The organism is Marinoscillum sp. (genome assembly GCF_965229915.1).
GTDB lineage: Bacteria > Bacteroidota > Bacteroidia > Cytophagales > Cyclobacteriaceae > Marinoscillum.
In genome coordinates, this window is the sequence record NZ_CBDDJZ010000001.1 from 1,296,222 (window position 1) to 1,315,110 (window position 18,889).

20 protein-coding genes are annotated in these 18,889 nt (G+C 44.2%); 15 read left to right on the forward strand and 5 right to left on the reverse strand.

Features of this window, described 5'->3' with window-relative positions; genetic code table 11:
* Positions 1 to 4 precede the first annotated feature (4 nt).
* The 8 genes from ACO067_RS05510 to ACO067_RS05545 all read left to right on the forward strand — a co-directional run bounded on the left by ACO067_RS05510 (position 5) and on the right by ACO067_RS05545 (position 7,636).
* Positions 5 to 256, forward strand: a complete 252-nt coding sequence (locus ACO067_RS05510) for a putative signal transducing protein (RefSeq protein ID WP_421871639.1) — start codon at positions 5 to 7, stop codon at positions 254 to 256.
* A 40-nt stretch (positions 257 to 296) separates the two neighbouring features.
* Positions 297 to 884 (forward strand): DUF1287 domain-containing protein, encoded by a 588-nt coding sequence (locus tag ACO067_RS05515; protein ID WP_421871641.1) that lies wholly within the window; start codon positions 297 to 299, stop codon positions 882 to 884.
* 61 nt (positions 885 to 945) lie between these two features.
* On the forward strand, positions 946 to 1,341 hold the full coding sequence (locus ACO067_RS05520; protein ID WP_421871644.1) for a DUF1801 domain-containing protein: 396 nt from the start codon (positions 946 to 948) through the stop codon (positions 1,339 to 1,341).
* The gene (locus ACO067_RS05525) at positions 1,338 to 1,841 is read left to right on the forward strand and encodes a CYTH domain-containing protein (protein ID WP_421871646.1); all 504 of its coding nucleotides are present in this window, start codon (positions 1,338 to 1,340) and stop codon (positions 1,839 to 1,841) included. Before ACO067_RS05520 ends, ACO067_RS05525 begins: the two co-directional genes overlap by 4 nt.
* 184 nt (positions 1,842 to 2,025) lie before the next feature.
* On the forward strand, positions 2,026 to 2,889 hold the full coding sequence (locus tag ACO067_RS05530; RefSeq protein ID WP_421871649.1) for a hypothetical protein: 864 nt from the start codon (positions 2,026 to 2,028) through the stop codon (positions 2,887 to 2,889).
* Positions 2,890 to 2,990: 101 nt separating this feature from the next.
* A complete protein-coding gene (locus tag ACO067_RS05535) occupies positions 2,991 to 3,656 on the forward strand; it encodes an NAD-dependent epimerase/dehydratase family protein (RefSeq protein WP_421871651.1) in 666 nt (221 codons plus the stop codon).
* A complete protein-coding gene (locus ACO067_RS05540; RefSeq protein WP_421871654.1) occupies positions 3,637 to 4,245 on the forward strand; it encodes an START domain-containing protein in 609 nt (202 codons plus the stop codon). The genes ACO067_RS05535 and ACO067_RS05540 overlap by 20 nt, the downstream gene beginning before the upstream one ends.
* 292 nt (positions 4,246 to 4,537) lie before the next feature.
* Positions 4,538 to 7,636 (forward strand): ATP-binding protein, encoded by a 3,099-nt coding sequence (locus ACO067_RS05545; RefSeq protein WP_421871656.1) that lies wholly within the window; start codon positions 4,538 to 4,540, stop codon positions 7,634 to 7,636.
* Positions 7,637 to 7,681: 45 nt separating this feature from the next.
* Here the strand turns inward: ACO067_RS05545 and ACO067_RS05550 are convergent, their stop codons facing one another.
* From ACO067_RS05550 to ACO067_RS05565, 4 genes are all read right to left on the reverse strand, one after another.
* On the reverse strand, positions 7,682 to 8,413 hold the full coding sequence (locus tag ACO067_RS05550; protein WP_421871658.1) for a DUF2268 domain-containing putative Zn-dependent protease: 732 nt from the start codon (positions 8,411 to 8,413) through the stop codon (positions 7,682 to 7,684).
* Positions 8,414 to 8,475: 62 nt separating this feature from the next.
* Positions 8,476 to 9,432, reverse strand: a complete 957-nt coding sequence (locus ACO067_RS05555; RefSeq protein ID WP_421871660.1) for an NAD(P)-dependent alcohol dehydrogenase — start codon at positions 9,430 to 9,432, stop codon at positions 8,476 to 8,478.
* Positions 9,429 to 10,157, reverse strand: a complete 729-nt coding sequence (locus ACO067_RS05560; protein WP_421871662.1) for a DUF4386 domain-containing protein — start codon at positions 10,155 to 10,157, stop codon at positions 9,429 to 9,431. Before ACO067_RS05560 ends, ACO067_RS05555 begins: the two co-directional genes overlap by 4 nt.
* A 101-nt stretch (positions 10,158 to 10,258) precedes the next feature.
* Positions 10,259 to 11,245 (reverse strand): helix-turn-helix domain-containing protein, encoded by a 987-nt coding sequence (locus ACO067_RS05565; RefSeq protein ID WP_421871664.1) that lies wholly within the window; start codon positions 11,243 to 11,245, stop codon positions 10,259 to 10,261.
* A gap of 421 nt (positions 11,246 to 11,666) precedes the next feature.
* Here ACO067_RS05565 and ACO067_RS05570 point away from each other — a divergent pair, with 421 nt between their 5' ends.
* The 4 genes from ACO067_RS05570 (at position 11,667) to ACO067_RS05585 (ending at position 14,825) form a co-directional block, all read left to right on the forward strand.
* Entirely contained in the window at positions 11,667 to 12,686 is a 1,020-nt protein-coding gene (locus tag ACO067_RS05570; protein ID WP_421871667.1) for a serine hydrolase domain-containing protein, read from the forward strand.
* Positions 12,687 to 12,701: 15 nt separating this feature from the next.
* Complete coding sequence (locus ACO067_RS05575) at positions 12,702 to 13,253, forward strand: hypothetical protein (protein WP_421871669.1); 552 nt, start codon at positions 12,702 to 12,704, stop codon at positions 13,251 to 13,253.
* A gap of 44 nt (positions 13,254 to 13,297) precedes the next feature.
* Positions 13,298 to 14,332, forward strand: a complete 1,035-nt coding sequence (locus ACO067_RS05580) for a serine hydrolase domain-containing protein (protein ID WP_421871670.1) — start codon at positions 13,298 to 13,300, stop codon at positions 14,330 to 14,332.
* Positions 14,333 to 14,462: 130 nt separating this feature from the next.
* Positions 14,463 to 14,825, forward strand: a complete 363-nt coding sequence (locus ACO067_RS05585) for a hypothetical protein (RefSeq protein ID WP_421871672.1) — start codon at positions 14,463 to 14,465, stop codon at positions 14,823 to 14,825.
* A gap of 113 nt (positions 14,826 to 14,938) precedes the next feature.
* Here ACO067_RS05585 and ACO067_RS05590 read toward each other — a convergent pair whose 3' ends face one another.
* Entirely contained in the window at positions 14,939 to 15,988 is a 1,050-nt protein-coding gene (locus ACO067_RS05590) for a DUF4407 domain-containing protein (protein ID WP_421871674.1), read from the reverse strand.
* A 115-nt stretch (positions 15,989 to 16,103) separates the two neighbouring features.
* Here ACO067_RS05590 and ACO067_RS05595 point away from each other — a divergent pair, with 115 nt between their 5' ends.
* From ACO067_RS05595 to ACO067_RS05605, 3 genes are read left to right on the forward strand one after another with little or no spacing between them, the layout of a single operon-like run.
* Positions 16,104 to 16,496, forward strand: coding sequence for a BlaI/MecI/CopY family transcriptional regulator (locus ACO067_RS05595; RefSeq protein ID WP_421871676.1), 393 nt, complete (start codon positions 16,104 to 16,106; stop codon positions 16,494 to 16,496).
* Positions 16,493 to 17,542: a M56 family metallopeptidase gene (locus tag ACO067_RS05600; RefSeq protein ID WP_421871678.1), complete on the forward strand. Its 1,050-nt coding sequence runs from the start codon at positions 16,493 to 16,495 to the stop codon at positions 17,540 to 17,542. The genes ACO067_RS05595 and ACO067_RS05600 overlap by 4 nt, the downstream gene beginning before the upstream one ends.
* A gap of 59 nt (positions 17,543 to 17,601) precedes the next feature.
* The gene (locus ACO067_RS05605) at positions 17,602 to 18,825 is read left to right on the forward strand and encodes an alpha/beta hydrolase-fold protein (protein WP_421871680.1); all 1,224 of its coding nucleotides are present in this window, start codon (positions 17,602 to 17,604) and stop codon (positions 18,823 to 18,825) included.
* Positions 18,826 to 18,889: the final 64 nt, after the last annotated feature.

The following is an 18,889-nucleotide window of genomic DNA, read 5'->3' on the forward strand; positions in this document are numbered from 1 at the left end:
GGTCATGTCTGAAGAAGCCAATATCGCATTGACAGAAGTCTACTCTAGTACATTTATTGAGGCCTGTCAGGTCAAAAACCTCATGGAACATGCGGGTATTATAGCTTTCTTAAAAGATGAATACATAGGAACAATTTTTCCCTGGCATTCTGCTCCCGGAGGCAGTGGAGCAGTTAAAGTGTACGTGGCAAAAGTGGATGTAGAAAACGCCCAGAAGATCATTTCAAAATACGAAGGTCAGTCGACAGAGGAATAATCTTAATTCAGGCTAACTTCACTTCTCTGAACTCAGCCGAATGAAAAGCCTGGTTATCCTATGTACTCTCCTACCTTCACTGGTTTTTTCACAAACGAGCTTCTATGAGCAGTTGGCTGACTCTGCAGAAACGCTCACCCAGGTTTCAGTGGTTTATGATCCCTCTTACTTTTCGATTAATTACCCCAATGGAGATGTGCCCGAAGGCAAAGGTGTGTGCACGGATGTGGTCATCAGGGCTTATCGCAAACTGGGAATAGACCTACAAAAAGAAGTACACGAGGACATGAAAACGCATTTTGACCGATACCCCACCATCTGGGGTCTGAGCACAACAGATAAGAACATCGATCACCGGCGTGTACCCAATCTGATGACCTTTTTCGAACGATACGGTATCACACTACCTCTATCAACAGATCCAGACCAATACCTTCCCGGAGATATTGTCTGCTGGAATTTGGGCGGGGCTGTCACCCATATAGGTATTGTCAGTGATGAGATTGGTGAAGACACCGGACTCCCCATGATCGTGCACAACATCGGTAGAGGTCAGGTAATAGAAGACATGCTATTTGACTACCAGCTCATCGGTCACTACCGGTACCAACCTCTTGCTAAAAACTAGTAAGGAAGCTAAAATTCACTAACGCTTGTAAATCCTGCATTCTGCTTGTAGATTTAGTCTTATGAACCCTCATGTAGCTCAATACAATCTGGAGCAGTCTGAAACGGATCAGCAGATTACTCAAATACTAGCTGATACCATTGATTTGTACTTGTCCAATGCAGAAAATAAAATCTGGCATGGTCACCCCGTATGGTTTCTGAATGGCAACCCAATCGTTGGGTACAGCAAACAGAAAAAAGGAATCCGATTGATGTTCTGGAGTGGGGCCGATTTTGAGGAGGATGATTTAGATGTAAAAGGACCCAAGTTTAAAGATGCCTCCATTTTCTACCATTCACCAGATGCTATTGATACCGTCAAACTGAAACGATGGTTAGCTAAATCTGAACGCATCCAGTGGGACTACAAGAACATCGTCAAACGCAAGGGACAACTGGTAAAGTTAGACCTGTGACATACAAGGACATCACGCTCAAAGCACGAATTGATAACCCAAGAGAGCTGCAAAGACTGCTACAGGATCTGGCGGAATACAAAGGACTGGATCATCAAGTCGACACCTATTTTGAAACAACGGAGGGCAAACTGAAATGGCGCCAGGGTACTATCGAGAACGCGATCATGCACTACGAAAGACATCAGGAAAACGGAGTGGAGCGCACCACCGTCTATCGATATGATCAAAACCCAACAAGACAAGCCATTGACGAGCTGAAGGCTACACAGAAAGCAATCGGGCAAATCAAAAAGAGACGCCATATCTACTTCCAAAACCACCTCAAAATTCACCTGGACCAACTCCCCACAGGTGAACATTTCCTGGAGATAGAAGCGATTGATCAGTCGGGTATGCTTTCAGACGAATTACTGCTAAAGGAATGTTTGAACCTGAAAGAGCAACTCAGGATAAACGATGCACAGCTGATTGCTACTGGATATTTTAAAAACTTATAACCTTTACTCTTAGTCAAAATATACATGGAGATAGCAAGTCGAGCACTGACTAATAGCAGAATCTGTGATCATTATACTGTGAAGGGTATTCACAAAACACCCTATGAAACTACAAACCATATTTTGACGTTGTGTCATATTTTTTTAAAGTTGGAATGATAACTAATAACTAACCTCATAAAAAATGAAAACCGCCAAAAACTGCATTTTCTTATTAATTCTGTCGCTCATATACGCCTGTGGCGAAGAGGAAGAGCCTTCATTTCGTGACACGCTGAAAAATTGTGATAGTGAAATCGCTCCAGATATTATCATGGGTACAGGGGAAGAGAAAATTCTATTGGGCACCATTTATGCCGAGATTTATGATGATGTAGAATACATCGAATTGTCTATTGATGGTCCAGCTTTTGGTCGAGTAGATGGATATACTAAAACGTATCAAGTCAGCAGCTTTCCCGAGGAGGAGTGGATATCTCTTGGTAATGCTGAAGAGCCTATTTTCTACTGGAATCTACCCTTTGAACTGAATGAAACGAACCGTAACTATAATCTGGAGATAACTTATTTCTGCGAAACTGAAAATGGTGCAGAACCAGGTCATAATGCTGAAATAAGTGTTACTTCCACAGACTTTTGCAGTGAAATCTCCAGTAATCTCACTGGTAACTTCGATTTTGGGCAACCTTTGATTAATGATGACTGGCAAGGCCCAATAACTGAAACCAACTTCAACGTTAAATTCCATTCGTTCTTTAGAGTAGATCAGGGATTTGGCCTATTACTCTTCCCAAAAGAAAAAGCCGACTATGGTACTGTCTATCTTAATAATGGGAATGAGTTTAGCGCTGATTTCCCATTGCAGTTGACAACTGAAGTAATTGAAATCGATGCAGAAACCGAACTCACCGAAGCATACCTTTCCGCAGACCTGGACCTTGAGGAGTTACTTAACCTAACCTACGATGAAATGCGTGGAGCCAGTGTAAATTTCTCAATTACTTTATGTGGAAATGAGTTTGACAAGGGGAGCTTTATGCTACAATGATCTGAACATACATCTTTAGTGTTGGACCCTCCGGAGTTTGTGTTGAACAAATTACCATCCTGTTGCGAGCTTTGTAAACTCAACAATCACTAAATTGAATCATGGCACATGTACTCATCACTGGCTCCACAGGTATGATCGGCAAGGGCGTTCTTTTAGAATGCATCGATGATCCATCTATTGAATCCATTACATTGATCAACCGCTCTCCCTCCAAAGTCACAGACAAAAAAATCAAAGAAGTCATCCTGCGGGACTTCTTGGAGCTAGCTACAGTAAAAAGCCAATTAGGAACACCAGACGCATGCTTTCACTGCATGGGCGTATCCGCAGTAGGGATGAGTGAAGCCGAGTACAGCAAGCTGACACTTGATGTGACCAAAACGCTCGCCGATATTTGCTACGATATGAATCCGAGAATGACTTTTAACTACGTATCCGGCACTGGCACAGACAGTGAGGAAAAAAGTCGGCAAATGTGGGCTCGTGTGAAAGGCCGCACCGAAAATTATGTATTGGCCAAAGGTTTTGCAAAAGCCTATATGTTTCGTCCCGGATTTATCATACCAGAAAAAGGAATCGAGTCGAGGACCAACCTTTACAACACTATTTATAAAATCATGCGACCATTCTTCGGGTTCTTTCGAAAGATGAACAGCGTCACCACTACCACCCGAATTGGTGTGGTAATGATCAAAACCATCACTGAAGCACCCGATCTACAATACCTCGAAAATCCAGCAATCAATGCCCTGGCTAAAAACTAAATCCGTACTATTAGCCAGCTTCATGATGGGCAACATCCTGACAATGGTAGCTCAGGAAACTAACTGGCAACTAAAGAAAGACAAGGATGGCATACAAGTGTACACACGAGATTCCGAGGAATCAGATCTGGATGAATTTAAGGGAGTGGGTGTGATCAAAGCTTCAGTTGCATCATTGGTGAGTATCCTGGAGAACGCGGATCTAATGCACGAATGGGCCAACTGCGAAGAATCGAAACTTATTTCCCGAAATGGAAACAAGCAGATCCACTATACAGTAACCGACGTTCCGTTCCCTTTGCAAGACCGGGATTCGTATGCTCAGTTTGAATATGAAGAAGTAAGTAATGGGGTGAAGGTAAACATCACAGCACTACCAGAGTACAAGCCGACCAATGAAGGCAAAACAAGGATTCCTTTCTTAAAAGGCTATTGGCTGCTGGAGCGGATGAGCGATCGGGAAACCAAAGTCACCTACCAGCTCGTGGCAGATCCTGGCGGTTCCATCCCTACCTGGCTCGCCAATGCTGGCTCCGTGGACACACCATTTGATACCATCAAAAGCTTACGAGACTATTTGGAGAAGTAGTGAATTCCCTGTTACCCCTAATGCTTGCCATAGATCAGGCTAACGACAGCCATAAACCACTGAAAATGTCTGATGCAGAGAATTCACTCAAACTCATTCACCACCCAATAATTCTCGCTGGTAGTCTTTAAACCCACTTCACACCAACATTTGCTGGTCTAGCGGAGTTTTCCCCTGCTCGGTAGGGCGATCTTTGAAAACCAACTAAAATTCCCGTAATTACTTCGAGTATTACATCATCCTGAACCACTTTGATCCAGCTTTGTCTACCATTAACTGCCCTTTTTTGCCAATGAGAGTGAACTTACTCCTACTCTCGTTATTGGTGGGCTGTTTAGTCTCCGCTCAGCCCTCTTTACAACTCCAAAGCTCAGATAAATACACCATCAAAAACTGGACTACCAGTAATGGTCTTGCTCAAAACTCCATTCGCGACATCATCATCGCTCGGGATGGAATCGTTTGGATGGCCTCTTTTGGGGGACTAGTGAAGTTTGATGGATCTGACTTCACCCACTACAATATTGGTAACACACCTGATCTTGGGTCCAACAGACTGATTGAAATCTACGAAGATCATGGAGGTAATCTTTGGTTTTTACATGAAGGCGTAGGCATGACCCGCTACAGCAACGGGGAGTTCTCAGTGTTTGGTGCCAATACACCCATGGAGCTAATTAAGTACAGTGGTGTCGTGCAAATTGACTCTGTTACTCATTGGCTTGCCACTGAAAATGGCCTAAAAGTCCTGGTTAGGGACTCAGTCACTGAAGTGATGGACCCAGGGGTAAGCGAAGACCTCATAGACCTCTCAGATGAGCATAGCTCTCTATTCGTAGCTAAAAGTATGAGCAGAACAGACCAGAAGCAAGAAATGCTATTCTTTGATGGCTCGGAGATCAGCAATAGAGTGGAGATTATCCCTGCTCAGAATCTGTCCTTCGTCAAGCGAAACAACACGCTTTGGGCACTGTATCCCGACAGGCTGATCCGCGTAAACGTTGCAGACTTATTGGATTCCGACACTATCCACTTGCCTTCTGCTATCAAAAACTCTCGTGATCTCCTGATTGATGGAAATCAGCTGTGGCTTGGAACACCATCCGGTTTGTATTTACTAGAGCTTGAAGACCAGGAAATTACCTCTTTTCAAGAGATCATAGCAGATATCAACGTAAACGATTTGATGAGAGATGGTCGGGGTGGAATCTGGATTGGCACTGAAGGATCAGGCATGTACCTGGTAGCTGAGCGGGCCATCAATGTATGGGAGACACCAGGCAATGTACCTCAACCTGTGGGGCCAGTGGTGACCGATGGTCAAGGGGGTGTTTGGTTCAGCACCTTGTGTGACTATTTGGTGCACTATGACGGACAGTCATTTTACGTTAGCCAACCCAATCGCTGCGTCCAGTCGCTGCACTATGATAAAAATACCGGGAGAGTTCTCATGAGCACTTCTCGCATGGTTGGTTACCTCACACGGGATGGAGTGGATACTTTGCTGCTACTACCTTCAAAAATCAATATCAGGACCTCATGCATCTATATGGATCAAACTGGAGTACTCTGGATAGGAACTTTTGATGGAATGATCTTTAAGTACGAAAATGGGCAGCTGTCGCAAATCAATATTCAGCAAGGAAATGGCATCCACACCATCACAGAAATAGGTAATAAAATCTGGATAGGCACTACCCAGGGACTTGTTATCCTTTCGGGCGATGAACACCAGCTAATTACCAAACAGGATGGACTACCTCCGGGAGCCATTCGAAGTATCTATCAGGACCAGGAAGGAACAATCTGGATGGGGAGTTATGGAGGCGGGATGACCCGGATCAATGGAGAGGACACCACCATAATCAACACTGAATCGGGCCTATCCGAAAACATCATCTCCAGAATTCATGAAGACCGTCATGGACGCATGTGGATGCTGGGGAATCTGGGCTTGTTCATGACATCAAAGCAGATGCTCAATGACTATGCGGCTGGCCACATCAACTACGTCTCCTGTCTAAACCTCTCGGGGGCAGATGGGATGAAAGAAGGCAATGGCCCAGGCATGATTGCCAGGAGTGCTGATGGGCTGACATGGTGGCCGACCATCGACGGAATAGCCACCATCAACACCGACGACTTTACCATAGATAGCTCCAGTGTACACATCAACATCCAGGGGATTAAAAGCAAGAATACACTCCTTGCGATTGCTAAAGAAATAAGTCTAAATGAGTCCCAACGAGATTTTGAAATCTCCTTTACTGGTATCAACTACCATTCTCCTGACCGATTGCAGTATCAGCACATACTAGAAGGATATGATGAGGATTGGATCCGAGACGGGCATAAACGAAACATCACCTATACCAACCTGCCTCCTGGCGAGTATACACTAAAGATACAAGCCGCCAACCAACATCATATCTGGAGTCGGGACATTAAAAGCATCGGCATCATAGTGAAGCCTAAGTGGTGGGAAAGACAGTGGGTTCAGATCCTTTTGGCATTTTCGCTAGTAATAATAGCACTCTTACTCATCCATTGGCAAACTTCCAGCCTGGTGAGAAGAAAGAAATTACTACAGATACAGGTGGATTTGAGAACCAAGCAACTTGAGATCAAAAACCGCGAACTCAAAGCAGGTCACCAGCAACTGAAACAGACCATTGAAGAGCTCAAGCAAACCCAGGGTCAGCTGATCCAATCAGAAAAAATGGCCTCTCTGGGAGTGCTTGCCGCTGGGGTGGCCCATGAAATCAACAATCCGCTAAACTTCATTCGTGGAGGGATGTTTTCTGTATTTGATTACCTGGAAGAAAAAAACAAAACGCTGGACCAGGAACTCCTCAACTATAAAAAGACCATAGAGGAAGGTATCAACAGAACCTCCAACATTGTAAAAAGTCTGAATCAATTCAGTCGCAAAGGCCAATCGATGCAGGAGACCTGCCGGATCAATGAAATATTGGACAGTTGTCTGGTGATGCTAAACAATTTATTAAAAGACCGTATAGAAGTAATCAAAGATTACAGTTCACTGACACCTATTCACGGCAATGTTGGCAACCTCTTTCAGGTATTTCTCAATCTCCTGACCAATGCCTGTCATGCTATTGAAAGAGAGGGTACCATTACTATTAAAACCCGAATGCGCAATCAACACATCAGCGTTTTCATATCTGATAACGGAGTTGGGATCCCTAAAGAGAACCTCTCCAAGGTGATGGATCCATTTTTCACCACCAAGCCTCCAGGCGCCGGAACCGGCCTGGGACTATCTATTACCTATGAGATCATCCAAAACCATCGGGGACATATTTCAGTAGACTCAAAACCGGGCAAGGGAACTACCTTTGTCATTACCTTTCCGATTGCATCCATATAATCATCAACCTTAGATATAAGAATAGAATTTGGAGGTGGAAGTTATCTAAAAGCCGGCAAGATTGACGATTTCAGCAACGTCTAGATTACTCAGCTGCAGGATATCATAATTTGAATTCTTCAGGGCCTCCTCTATCAAATATTTTCCAGCACGATAGCCGATGTATTGCCGGCCATCCGGGTTTGTCCCCGAAACCCAGTGGGAGTAATTAGCTCCATCTGGCAAAGCCATAATATCCAGTACCCATTCATCGACATTCGGTGGGTAGGCATTAGCTGACTTAATTTGATGAGTGTACTGCTCAGCAAAAACAACTGCAAGACCTTCATTGACTGCTGCCGATAAAATACTGCTTGACAAATGGCTATTGGCCATGGTCCACCCGTGAGCTATATGATGCAGTTCGTGATAAATGACATTGGCCAGTCCGTCACGTACTGCTGCCAATATTCCACCAGGATAAGAAGTGGAGATCATAATCACCAACTCACCCTTCGGATCATTACTATCAGCTCTTCCAGTGACACCAAATACTGTTGACAGGTCGTTGGGCACCAACTTCACCTGGATAATAATTGAGTTCGGCAAAGTAGGTAATAAGTTTCTGAGTTCATTTGAGTAAGCATTTATTGCACTGTCAATAACGTGTCGCTCTTGGACACCAAGTAGATCTGACTCTGGATAATGAATGGTAACAGCTTCTTGATCCTGGCCCATCGCTGGAAATGAGACAATTAGCAGGCTCACTAAATAGGGAATGACTAACAAAGTTTTCATGAGGATTTGAAATTTACGTGAAGAGATAGCTGTGCCGGTATGTATCTCCGACATAGCTGCTTTTATATGGAGATCACCAGCTTACCTTCAGCACTTCCGTCCCCAATCACCCCTAGTGCCTCGGGCACGTCATCTAGCGTGAAGATCTGCTGAATAACAGGTTTGATGAACCCTTCCTCAGCCATCTTGGAGATAGTTTGCAAATCCGCACTAGTGGTGCTTGCCATCAGATTGGTAAACTTCTTTCCATTAGCCAGGGACAACCAGGGACCCAAAAACAGTGCACCCATGGAAAAGGCACAACTTACATAAGTACCACCATCCTTCAAAACCCCGCTAATTGCTCGAATGGAATGATTCCCAACCACATCGAAGATCAAATCATATCGACTTTTACCTTCCGTAAAATCAAATTCCTTGTAGTCCAGAATACGGTCTGCTCCCTGATTCCAGGCTAGCTCCACTTTGCTGGTGCTACAGACCGCTGTTACTTCTGCATCAAAGTATTTGGCAATTTGTATGGCAAAACCTCCTACTCCACCGGAAGCACCATTAATCAAAACTTTTTGATCCTTTCGGATTCCTCCTTTTGAGCGCAATCCCTGCAAGGCAGTGACGGCCGCCATGGGTAAAGCAGCGGTTTCTTCATAGGTAAGATTGGATGGTTTCCTGGCCAAGTGGCTTTCATCCGTAGTGACGTATTCGGCAAACCCACCAAAACCAGTGGCAGAAAGTTCTCCAAATACCTCATCGCCTACTTTGAATTGGGACACCTCCGCTCCTACTCGTTCTACCACTCCTACTACATCAGCTCCGAGCGTTTTGTATTTCGGACGAAACATCCCGGCCATCATTCGGATTGGAAATGGCTCACCTGTTAATAGGTGCCAATCTGCCTTGTTGACGGATGCAGCCAATATTTTAACCAGCACTTCTTTTGGTCCTGGATTGGGACGTTCGATCTCTCGGAGCATCATTTGCTCCGGTCCTCCATATTGTTCGTAGACTATCGCTTTCATTGGTTTTCAGTTTTAGGGTTAGACTTTACTCCTTTGATGAGCAGGTAAAGCGTCAACTCCACCTCTCCCAGTGCGGCAGATAAGCCCACGACCCAGGCCAGCCACACTTCATTACCGGGAAATAAAAAATCGCCAAATGTTTCCATCAGATAGCCTACTCCAGCTATCATCATGGCCACTCCGAAAAAGACGGGCATCAGTCTGGATCTGGTCAGTTGAAACCCCAGAAGTAGACAGTGAACTCCAAAGAACCCTCCGGCAAGTAAATAGCCATAACGGTGTGCATTCATGAACCATAGACTCAATGTTTGTATCTCGATCACTTCAAACCCGGTCATCATTTCCATACCAGCCAGCACATCCAGGGCCATGTAGTGATTCAATAAGTTGATGGCTCCAATAGCCGGGTGTGCCAGCAACCTCAGTGACGAGGAAACTAGGGCGAGCGTCTTGCCATAGGGCTTTAACATTTGATAAAACATCACGGAGATCACCGCATCTAGAATGAAGGCAATGAGGTCGGAGACTAACCCAAGTCTGAAGAGACCAGAGTTTTCCATGATATTGGTAGCCGTAGCTACTGCATCTCCCGGGATGTACAGGTTGGCACGAACGTACCCTTGACTAAATCCAGCACATACGATGACTACCAGATACATCAAACCGGTCAGTCGTGCTTCTTTTGTTATTGATTTTGTGTTAAAGCTTGATAGATGTCGTTTCATTTTACTTCCAGTTTAAATTCTGAAGTAAAATTGATCTGAAGACTTACCTATTTCTTGACCCAATGTGCCAATCCCTTGACACTTGAGGCCAAATACCAGAATTAGAGGTTTTTTCGGTAGTCCGCTGGTGATTGATCTGTCCAGCGCTTGAAAGCCCGATTGAAGGCGCTCTGTTCAGAAAAACCCGTCTGAAAAGCGATCTCTGCCATGGATTGGGAGGTATTTCGGATGAGAGTCATGGCAACCTCCTTTTGGATCTTCTGAACATATTCCCGAAAGGAAATACCTTTTTCTGAAAGCCTCCGCTTGAGTGTACGGGGACTCATACCCAAAAACTCACTAACCTGTACAAGACTCGGAATGCCACTAGGTAATGCCTGCTCAATAAGCTGATGAATCTCCCCTATAAGCTGGTCAGAGTTGGCATGAATGCCTCGTTTCTCTTCATCCATGCGCTCCAGCAAATAGGCATTGATGGTGCGATCTGCTTTGAGAGTCTGAATGGACAAGTCTGAAGTTTTAAACTTTAGCGAAGATACTGGCTGGTTAAAGCGTACATCACATTGAAAAAAGTCTTCAAATGCTGCTGGATTTGCTGGCGAATGTTGATAGCATACCTCCATGGGACGAATGGCTTGACCTGTAATTTCATGAAGGATATTGGTGAGCATTACCAGGCTTACCTCGTTAGCTATTTCCACACCTCTACGATGAGCCGGACGATCCAAATTAATAGAGGTGCATCCTTGCTGCTCTTCAAGTTTGATGCTGCCATGGTCGGTGACCAACACCATAAACCTGACCAACCGATCAAAGACATCTCGCGCTTGCCAGCTGGTTTTCCAGGACATGCCGAGCGTGCCATAATCATCCGAATCCAGCTGCTTGCCTTGTCTTACCGCAAATCCCGGAGCGAGTTGTGCATCAGCAGCTTCATAGGTGTCAAAAAGCAGATCAATAGGAATGTACTTGGCACCGCCCTGAAGCTCACTCGACCCATTATGACCATCAAATACCGTAGCATCCAACCCTTCCGAGAGAGCGAGCTTCTTGGCTTTGTGATAAATACTACTGCTGACAAAAGGCATGCTACGGCTAGATGATCGTTTCTGCCAATGAAAATAAGAAATTTGAAACAAAGTCTTATCATGCCACAAGATGCATCAACTTCCTTTTGCAGGTGATCCCATAGGTCATTACCCAGGTGTAGTCGACTAAGCGAATCTGACAACTGTTCCTATTTGAATCGATCTCCTGCATCCTAAATTCAGTATTTCTGGAGGCGATGCTTATCTAGCTTACCTCAGCACAAAAACCTATAAGGTTATGGCGCTAAGTTTTCCTGTTGAATTTCTAGAAGGAATGTGCTGCTGCTTCATAAATGATATGTATGAAGCATAGTTTCTATTGCATCTTCAAAATTGATAGCATTCGCCACATAGCTTATAACAGTACCTGAAATCAGCGAGCCACCTTTGTAGCTGATTAAAAACTTAACAATCCAACAAAATGAAAAAGCGATTTACACCAATTTCATCCGTTGCATTTGCTTGTATTACGGTCATTTTATCTGGCTGTGCCTTTGGTCTACAGCCTTTGCCAAACACTGTCCAAGAGCAACTAAATGATGCAGTGGCTCAGGGTATGGATGGTGTCATCGTCTGTATCAATCGGCCAGATGACATCCAGCTGTACGCTGCGGGGTGGAAAAACCGTGAAGACCAGATTCCTGCAGACCCACAGGCTTTGTTCAAGATTGCAAGTATCAGCAAGCTATACATCGCGGCTGCTACCACACGATTGGTTGCTGATGAGAAATTATCACTGGACAAAACGCTGGCAGAGTATATCCCAGAAGTAACTGGTCGCATTGAATATGCGGATCAGATTACTCTGAAGATGATGCTCCAGCACCGAAGCGGCATATTGGATTACAGTTCTGAACCAGAAGTTGCCGGCGAAACATTTGATGATTACCTCTCCTTCGCTGCTCGTATTTATAACAAATCAGCGGTATTTGAGCCTAACAAAAAGTATCGGTATTCTAACACCAACTATCTGTTAATCGGAGAAATCCTTGACCGGACATTGGGCTACTCTCATCATACCTATATCCAAGACGAGCTGTTGACTCCACTTGGTTTGAGTCATACGTACAACATCCCAGCCGATGTAGCCATGGAAGAGCTGATGAGTGGTTACCTGAAAGGTTGGGAACCTGATGTAAAGGACTGGGAATTTCCCCTACCTGGTGGATCCATGATCGCTACTGCCGAAGATGTGAGTGTCTTTTTAAGAGCACTCATCGATGGAAGCCTGCTTTCGCCTGAGGAGCAGACTATTTACACGTCCGTCTACCCTTACGAACATACCGGATGGTTGCCCGGCTACACCAGCATCGCTCGCTACCATCCAGACATAGACGCGGTAGTAGTCCAGTTTGTCAGTACCAGCGGCAAAGAAATCTACTGGCTCGAACTCAAAAGACTCTACAAGCGCATTGTCCGAATCATCGAAATGAACCACTAACCACAAAATCAGATCATGATACGATTCATACTAATCATTCAAATACTTTTATTTCCGGTGATGCTTCAAGCACAAATAAGTGATGTGGACAACACAGGTAAATTGGGTGCTAGTTTAAATACTTGTTTTATTGGAGAACTTGGTGCCGTTCAAGCTACACCAAGTCTGGCTTATTTGAAGGGTAACAATCAGTTCGAACTAGGACTTGGTTTCAATCCTTTTGATCGGTCAGACCAGACATTACTCAGTGGAGATATCAACTACAAATACTTCCCTAATGGAACAACAAGGAAATTCAACCTCTATTTCGTCACGCAACTGGCCATTGTTCACAATCAACGAAACACCTACTACCGAGCCACCTACAACTACCTGTTTCTGAATGCTGGGTATGGTTTTCAAATCAAACTCTTTGAAAGTGCTTTCCTGGGCACTAATGTTAAAATCGGTACATTCACCTATAACAAATCCTCCGAAAACCCCTATGAGGGGTTTCATTCAACAGACTTTTTTGATGAAACGGGAGTGAATCTAGAATTTCAATTACACCTTAATTATTACTTTTAAACGACCTCTTTACTTCAGATAACCACTATTAAACCTACATAACCATGACCTCTCGAAAAACCATTGTTGTTAGAATACTGCTGTTTGTTGGAACCGCCATTTCCTTATTTTTTGTCCCATGGCTGCTGGTGAAAGCATGGATACTGCCACTACCAGATACCGTCCAGGAGCAGGCAGATGAAGCCATTGGTCATGGATTTGACGGAATCATCGTTTACGTAGATCAAGCTGATCAACCACCTCAGTATTTTGCTTCCGGCTGGCATGATCGAGATGCCAAGATACCCGCCAAACCTGATGCACTGTTTAAGATTGCCAGTATCAGCAAGCTCTACGATGCGGTAGCGGTCACCAAACTGGTGAGTGCCGGACGACTTTCTCTGGATAAAACCATAGCGGAGTATTTGCCAGAACTGGTCGGAAAAATCGAAAACACAGACAAAATTACCTTGAGGTTACTGGTTCAGCATAGAAGTGGCATTCCTAACTTTACGGATGCTCCAGGTTTTTGGGCTTCCCCGACGGAAACGTTCGAAGAAAGCCTGGCCTTGATTGCGGGCATGCCCGCCAACTTCGAACCTGGTGAAGACTATGAGTATTGCAACACCAACTACCTGCTAATCAATAAGATCATGGATGATGAGCTGGGCTATGGTAACTTTCAATTCATCAAAGAGGAAATTCTAGTACCGCTAGATCTCAAAAACACCTTCGGTTCACTAATTGATGTGAATATAGATGAGGTGATGAGCGGCTATCATGTCGGGTATCCGCATGACTTAAAAGGCAATGATCATGGCATGCATGCCACGGCAGAAGATGTGGGAACCTTCCTAAGAGCGCTGAATACAGGCTCTTTCTTTACTCCCGAAGAGCAAGAGATTTATTCTTCCATCTATGAATACAAGCATGCCGGTTGGGTTCCGGGTTACCAAAGCTTTGCGGAATATTACGAAGACATTGATGTAGTGGTGGTTGCATTTTACAGCACTACAGACCCTGACCTTTACAATTGGAACTTGTCTGAAATCATCAACAGTAGAATCGTCAAAATATTGAGAGAGCAAGAGAGCTCATGAGTCAGCCCGAAACTTTAAAACCATCACCTTCCAATGCGAGCTTGTAGCTCGTAACATCTTGATTCTGGTTAAGTACCTTAGTTTGGAAATAAAAAACACCTTTGTAGCATCATCATAAACTGATTTGACCATGAATTTTACCAGATTAGTTCCTAACGTCTATTATCAAAATATCAATGACGGTATCAAGCTTTTTGTCAACTGTCTTGGATTTAGAATTGGACATGAAGAACTGACATCAAAAGAACCATTTTGTGTAATCGAAAGTAACGAGTTCCATCTAATGCTTTTCGAACACAAGGAATTGGCTAAGGAACATCAACCCGAGTTTAGACTTGTGACAAGAAACATAGAAGAGGTATTTAATAAGATCAGCTCATCACATCCAGAATATTTGCATCCTAATCTTAGCAAGATTACTCTTCGCCCCTGGGGAGCGAAAGAATTTGCGTTAAGAGATGGACAAGTATGTCTTATCATTCAACAATGGTGAATCACCGAGCTGGGTCGAGTTTGTAGCTTGTTACACCACGAGCAACATGCTGGCGGTAGTTGAGGATATTCACCACCCAAATTACGGTAAACCAGATCGTTGGTGGGAGTAACTTACCCCCTCAACCCCAACTCCAGCCGTTCGTTCAGATACTCCACTTCTGCTCGAGAGAGTTTTGACGAACGTTTCTTGATGGTGGCATTGACTTTAGCCAGGTCCTCATAATGAAACGCTTCAAATCCATACTCTTCGGTCTTGAGCACATAATCATAGGGTCCACGCTGAGATACCAGCTTCACAAAAATCGGTGAGGTCTCCACCACCAAAAACAATAGCATGATGAACCAATGCGCCATGGCAATGGCTGAGCTTTTGTTGGTCAGTCGGTCCAGCGCTTCCATACGAGACGCAAGCCCTGTCAGCTGGCTTTCTTCCAGTGCAGCAAGCTGTTCATTTTGTCGGTCGTTCAAGTCCCGAATGGCTTGCTCCTTCTCTTCGATAATGGGTGCATTGGCAGCAATCAATTCATTGAGCTCTGCCTCTATCCTATCGGCATCTGCTTTTTTGATTTGGTAAATGGGTCCAGGGTTTCTCAGGCCGGTTCCGCCAGTGCCATCTGCTTCTCGCCGTGCGATCTCTCTCAGTTCATCTCTACGAGCTGCTTTTGTGTCAATTTCTGATTTCAGTGAATTGATTTCACTATTCAGTCGGCTTCTGGACTCCTCGAATCGATGCTGCACGATGCGCTCTTTGAGCGCCAGGTCTTCCTGAATCATGGAAGTGATCTCGCTATTCACTTCCTTCTCAAAAATCTTCAGTTCCAGCGGCTTAGCAATCACAATGGAGATCACCACCGCCAGCACCAATCGTGGCAATACCTGTAGAAATTCCTGTTGGGTATCGCCATTCTTGCGCATGCTACTTACGATAAAGCGATCCAGATTAAAAATCATCAGACCCCACACGATCCCAAAAAGAGCCGCTATCCAGTAATTGTCAAAAACCGTGTAGAGCGCATAACCGCCGGCTAGCGCAGCGAAGATTCCTGTAAAAAAAACGGTGGCTCCAATACCCACATATTTTGAGGACTCGGATGGCGTATTAGACAAGATCTCCCGGTTGGCACCAGAGCATAACCAAAAAAATTCTTTTAACCTGTTCATGAACATTTGAACGAGGAGACTGGGAAGATGTTGTTTTTACTGGTTCAGTGAACAATAAAACCACAAATACTCTTCTACACTTGTAGAATCTGAAAAGTTCTTCTATACTTGTAGAATGAAATCTAAAAGCGTAGAAATAAAATTATCCGACAAAGAGCAGTATATCATGAGTTTGATATGGCAAAAAGGAAGAGTATACATGAAAGATATCATGGATGCACACCCCGAACCAAAGCCAGCACCTACAACTCTGGCTACCCTTCTGAAACGTCTGGCAGACAAAGGAGCTATTGCTTATGACCTGCATGGAAACTCACGACAATACTACCCACTTATTGATGAGAAGCGCTACTCATCGTCATATCTCAAGGGGGTGATTTCTACTCTCTTTCAAGGCTCTACTGGCAGATTTGCTTCCTTTTTTGCTCAAAATGCGAATCTCACCAAAGGTGAACTGGAACAACTACGTGAAATTATTGATGACAAAATTAAAGACGCAGAAAAATGATACTCTACATCATCAGATTTAGCTTGTCATTGGCCATGTTTTATGGCTTCTACAAACTCCTGCTGGAAAAAGAGAAAACCTTTGTTTTCAACCGGTTCTTTCTATTGCTGGGGTTGGTATTCTCATTAGTCGTGCCACTGATTTCCTTCTCAGGTCCGGAAGAGTTCAAAATGCTCTTGAGCGATACCGGATTGAATGTTTCGCAGCAAATGATTACCTGGAATCAACTCTTTGATGTAGTCTACCTAGGTGTGACCTTCATTTTCTTAGTCCGTTTTGGAATCGACACCACAAAGCTTTGGAGACGAATCAAAAAAGGAAAAATCGAATGGATCAATGACACAAAAGTGGTTTTGACCAACAAAAGCCATGCTCCCTATTCGTTCATGAACTATGTGTTTATCAGCGAGCAAAATTTTGCTCACATTGAACCAGAGCTGATCGATCATGAAATTGCGCATGTGCGACAAGGACACACCTATGATATCCTGTTGATCGAATTCGTAAAAGCCTTCATTTGGATCAATCCAATGTTAGGTCTCTTCAAGAAGTCCATGCGACTCAACCATGAGTTTCTGGCGGATCAATCAGCAATCAATAACACAACGAGCATATCCCACTACCAAAATATGTTGCTTGGCTACTTTATGTCACAAGACGTACCTGCCATAGCCAGTGGGTTTAATTTTTCTCTAACCAAAAAACGATTTTTAATGATGAAAAAGCGAAAAAGTAAGACCCAGTATTTAAAACAGCTCATGGCTCTGCCACTCATTGCGTTTATCCTATGGTCGTGCTCAGACAACCAGGGAGTGACCGGCAAAGAAATGCTCAAATACTGGAGGTACACAGCCAATATGGAGGAGATCCTTCGTACCGGTCAAATGAATGAAAAAGACCTGGAAGAAGGAATTATTCTGCCCATAGAAAACAAAGCTGAATATGACGCCCTTCAGGACATCTACAACAGGATGAATAGTAACCAGAAGAAATCCGTCTACGAACTTCCCCCTTATCTGGAGCCAATTGAGGATTCCTCGAATTAAAAAGTAGCTCCTACTACCCACATTTTATCACTTTTTTTACCCTTTAACTTAAAGCGGACATGAAAACTATTGTCAAAATACTACTGGCTCAGCTATGGCTAATCACTTTACAGCTCAGCGCACAGGACGTAAATGATCCTTCCTATTTGTACAAAATAGGGACAAAACAAAGTATACAATCCAAGATACTCGGAGAAGAAAGAGACTTCTGGATCCAGGTACCACCCGATAGTAAGCCCTACGACCGGTTTCCAGTAGTATATGTACTGGATGGTGGCGAACAAATGAGTGGACTCACTGCGGTTTACAATTACTACTGGGGACACTATCTGCCCAAAATGATACTGGTAGGAATCTCCAATAAAGATAACCGCACCAGAGACCTAACACCAACTAAGATAAACGGCGTTAGTTCTGGTGAGGCCAGGCGCTTTACCGAGTTTATCCAACAGGAACTCATTCCTTTCGTGGATGGTCATTATGCCACCACCTCCTACCGAACCTTGATCGGTCACTCTCATGCAGGCTTGTTTGCCATAAACACGTTCATTAATCACCCCAACTTGTTTAGCAATTACATCGCCATCGATCCAAGCATGGACTGGGATAACCAAAAGTTCTTAAACAAGTCATTAAAGAAACTGGATCATATAGACTTGCAGAACAAGAGCCTTTTTATCTCACTAGCCAGTCCACTAGACCGGTCCAATGAAGCTATTGGTATTGAAGAGGTGATGAAAACAGCATCACCGCATTCGGTCCTGGCCAGATCTACATTGACCCTATGTAAGGCACTTGAAAGCAAACAGTCTGACGAATTTAGATTCAGGTGGAAGTACTATCCGGATGACATCCACGGTTCGGTGCCACTACCTACGATGATTGACGCTTTACGCTACACATTTGAGTGGTATCAGCTAAAAGACGCCTCAAAGTTTAACAACCCGGAGACTCCTACTGAAACGCTCCGAGCCATGATCGATGCGCGTGCCCAACTACTTTCTAAACGATTTGGCTACACGGTGCCTCCCGCCGATGAAGAACTGCTGTCAATGGCCGCACAGATGTATGTGCAAATGGGACAACTAGATAAAGTAGAACTGTTTCTCAGCTATGCTGCAAAATTTTACCCAAAAAGCGAAGAGGCACAAGGTCAGCTTGCTGAGTATTACCTTCAAACCAATCAACCGAACAAGGCAGTCACCTATCTAACAAAGGCGTATGAACTGAGTAGAAATGCTCGATATAAACAGAAAATCCAAGAAATTCAATCAGAGAATTAGCAAAAGCAAACCGACTGAGAATGAAACACCAACAGCGGTACTCCTCACAACACAAGTCACTCTG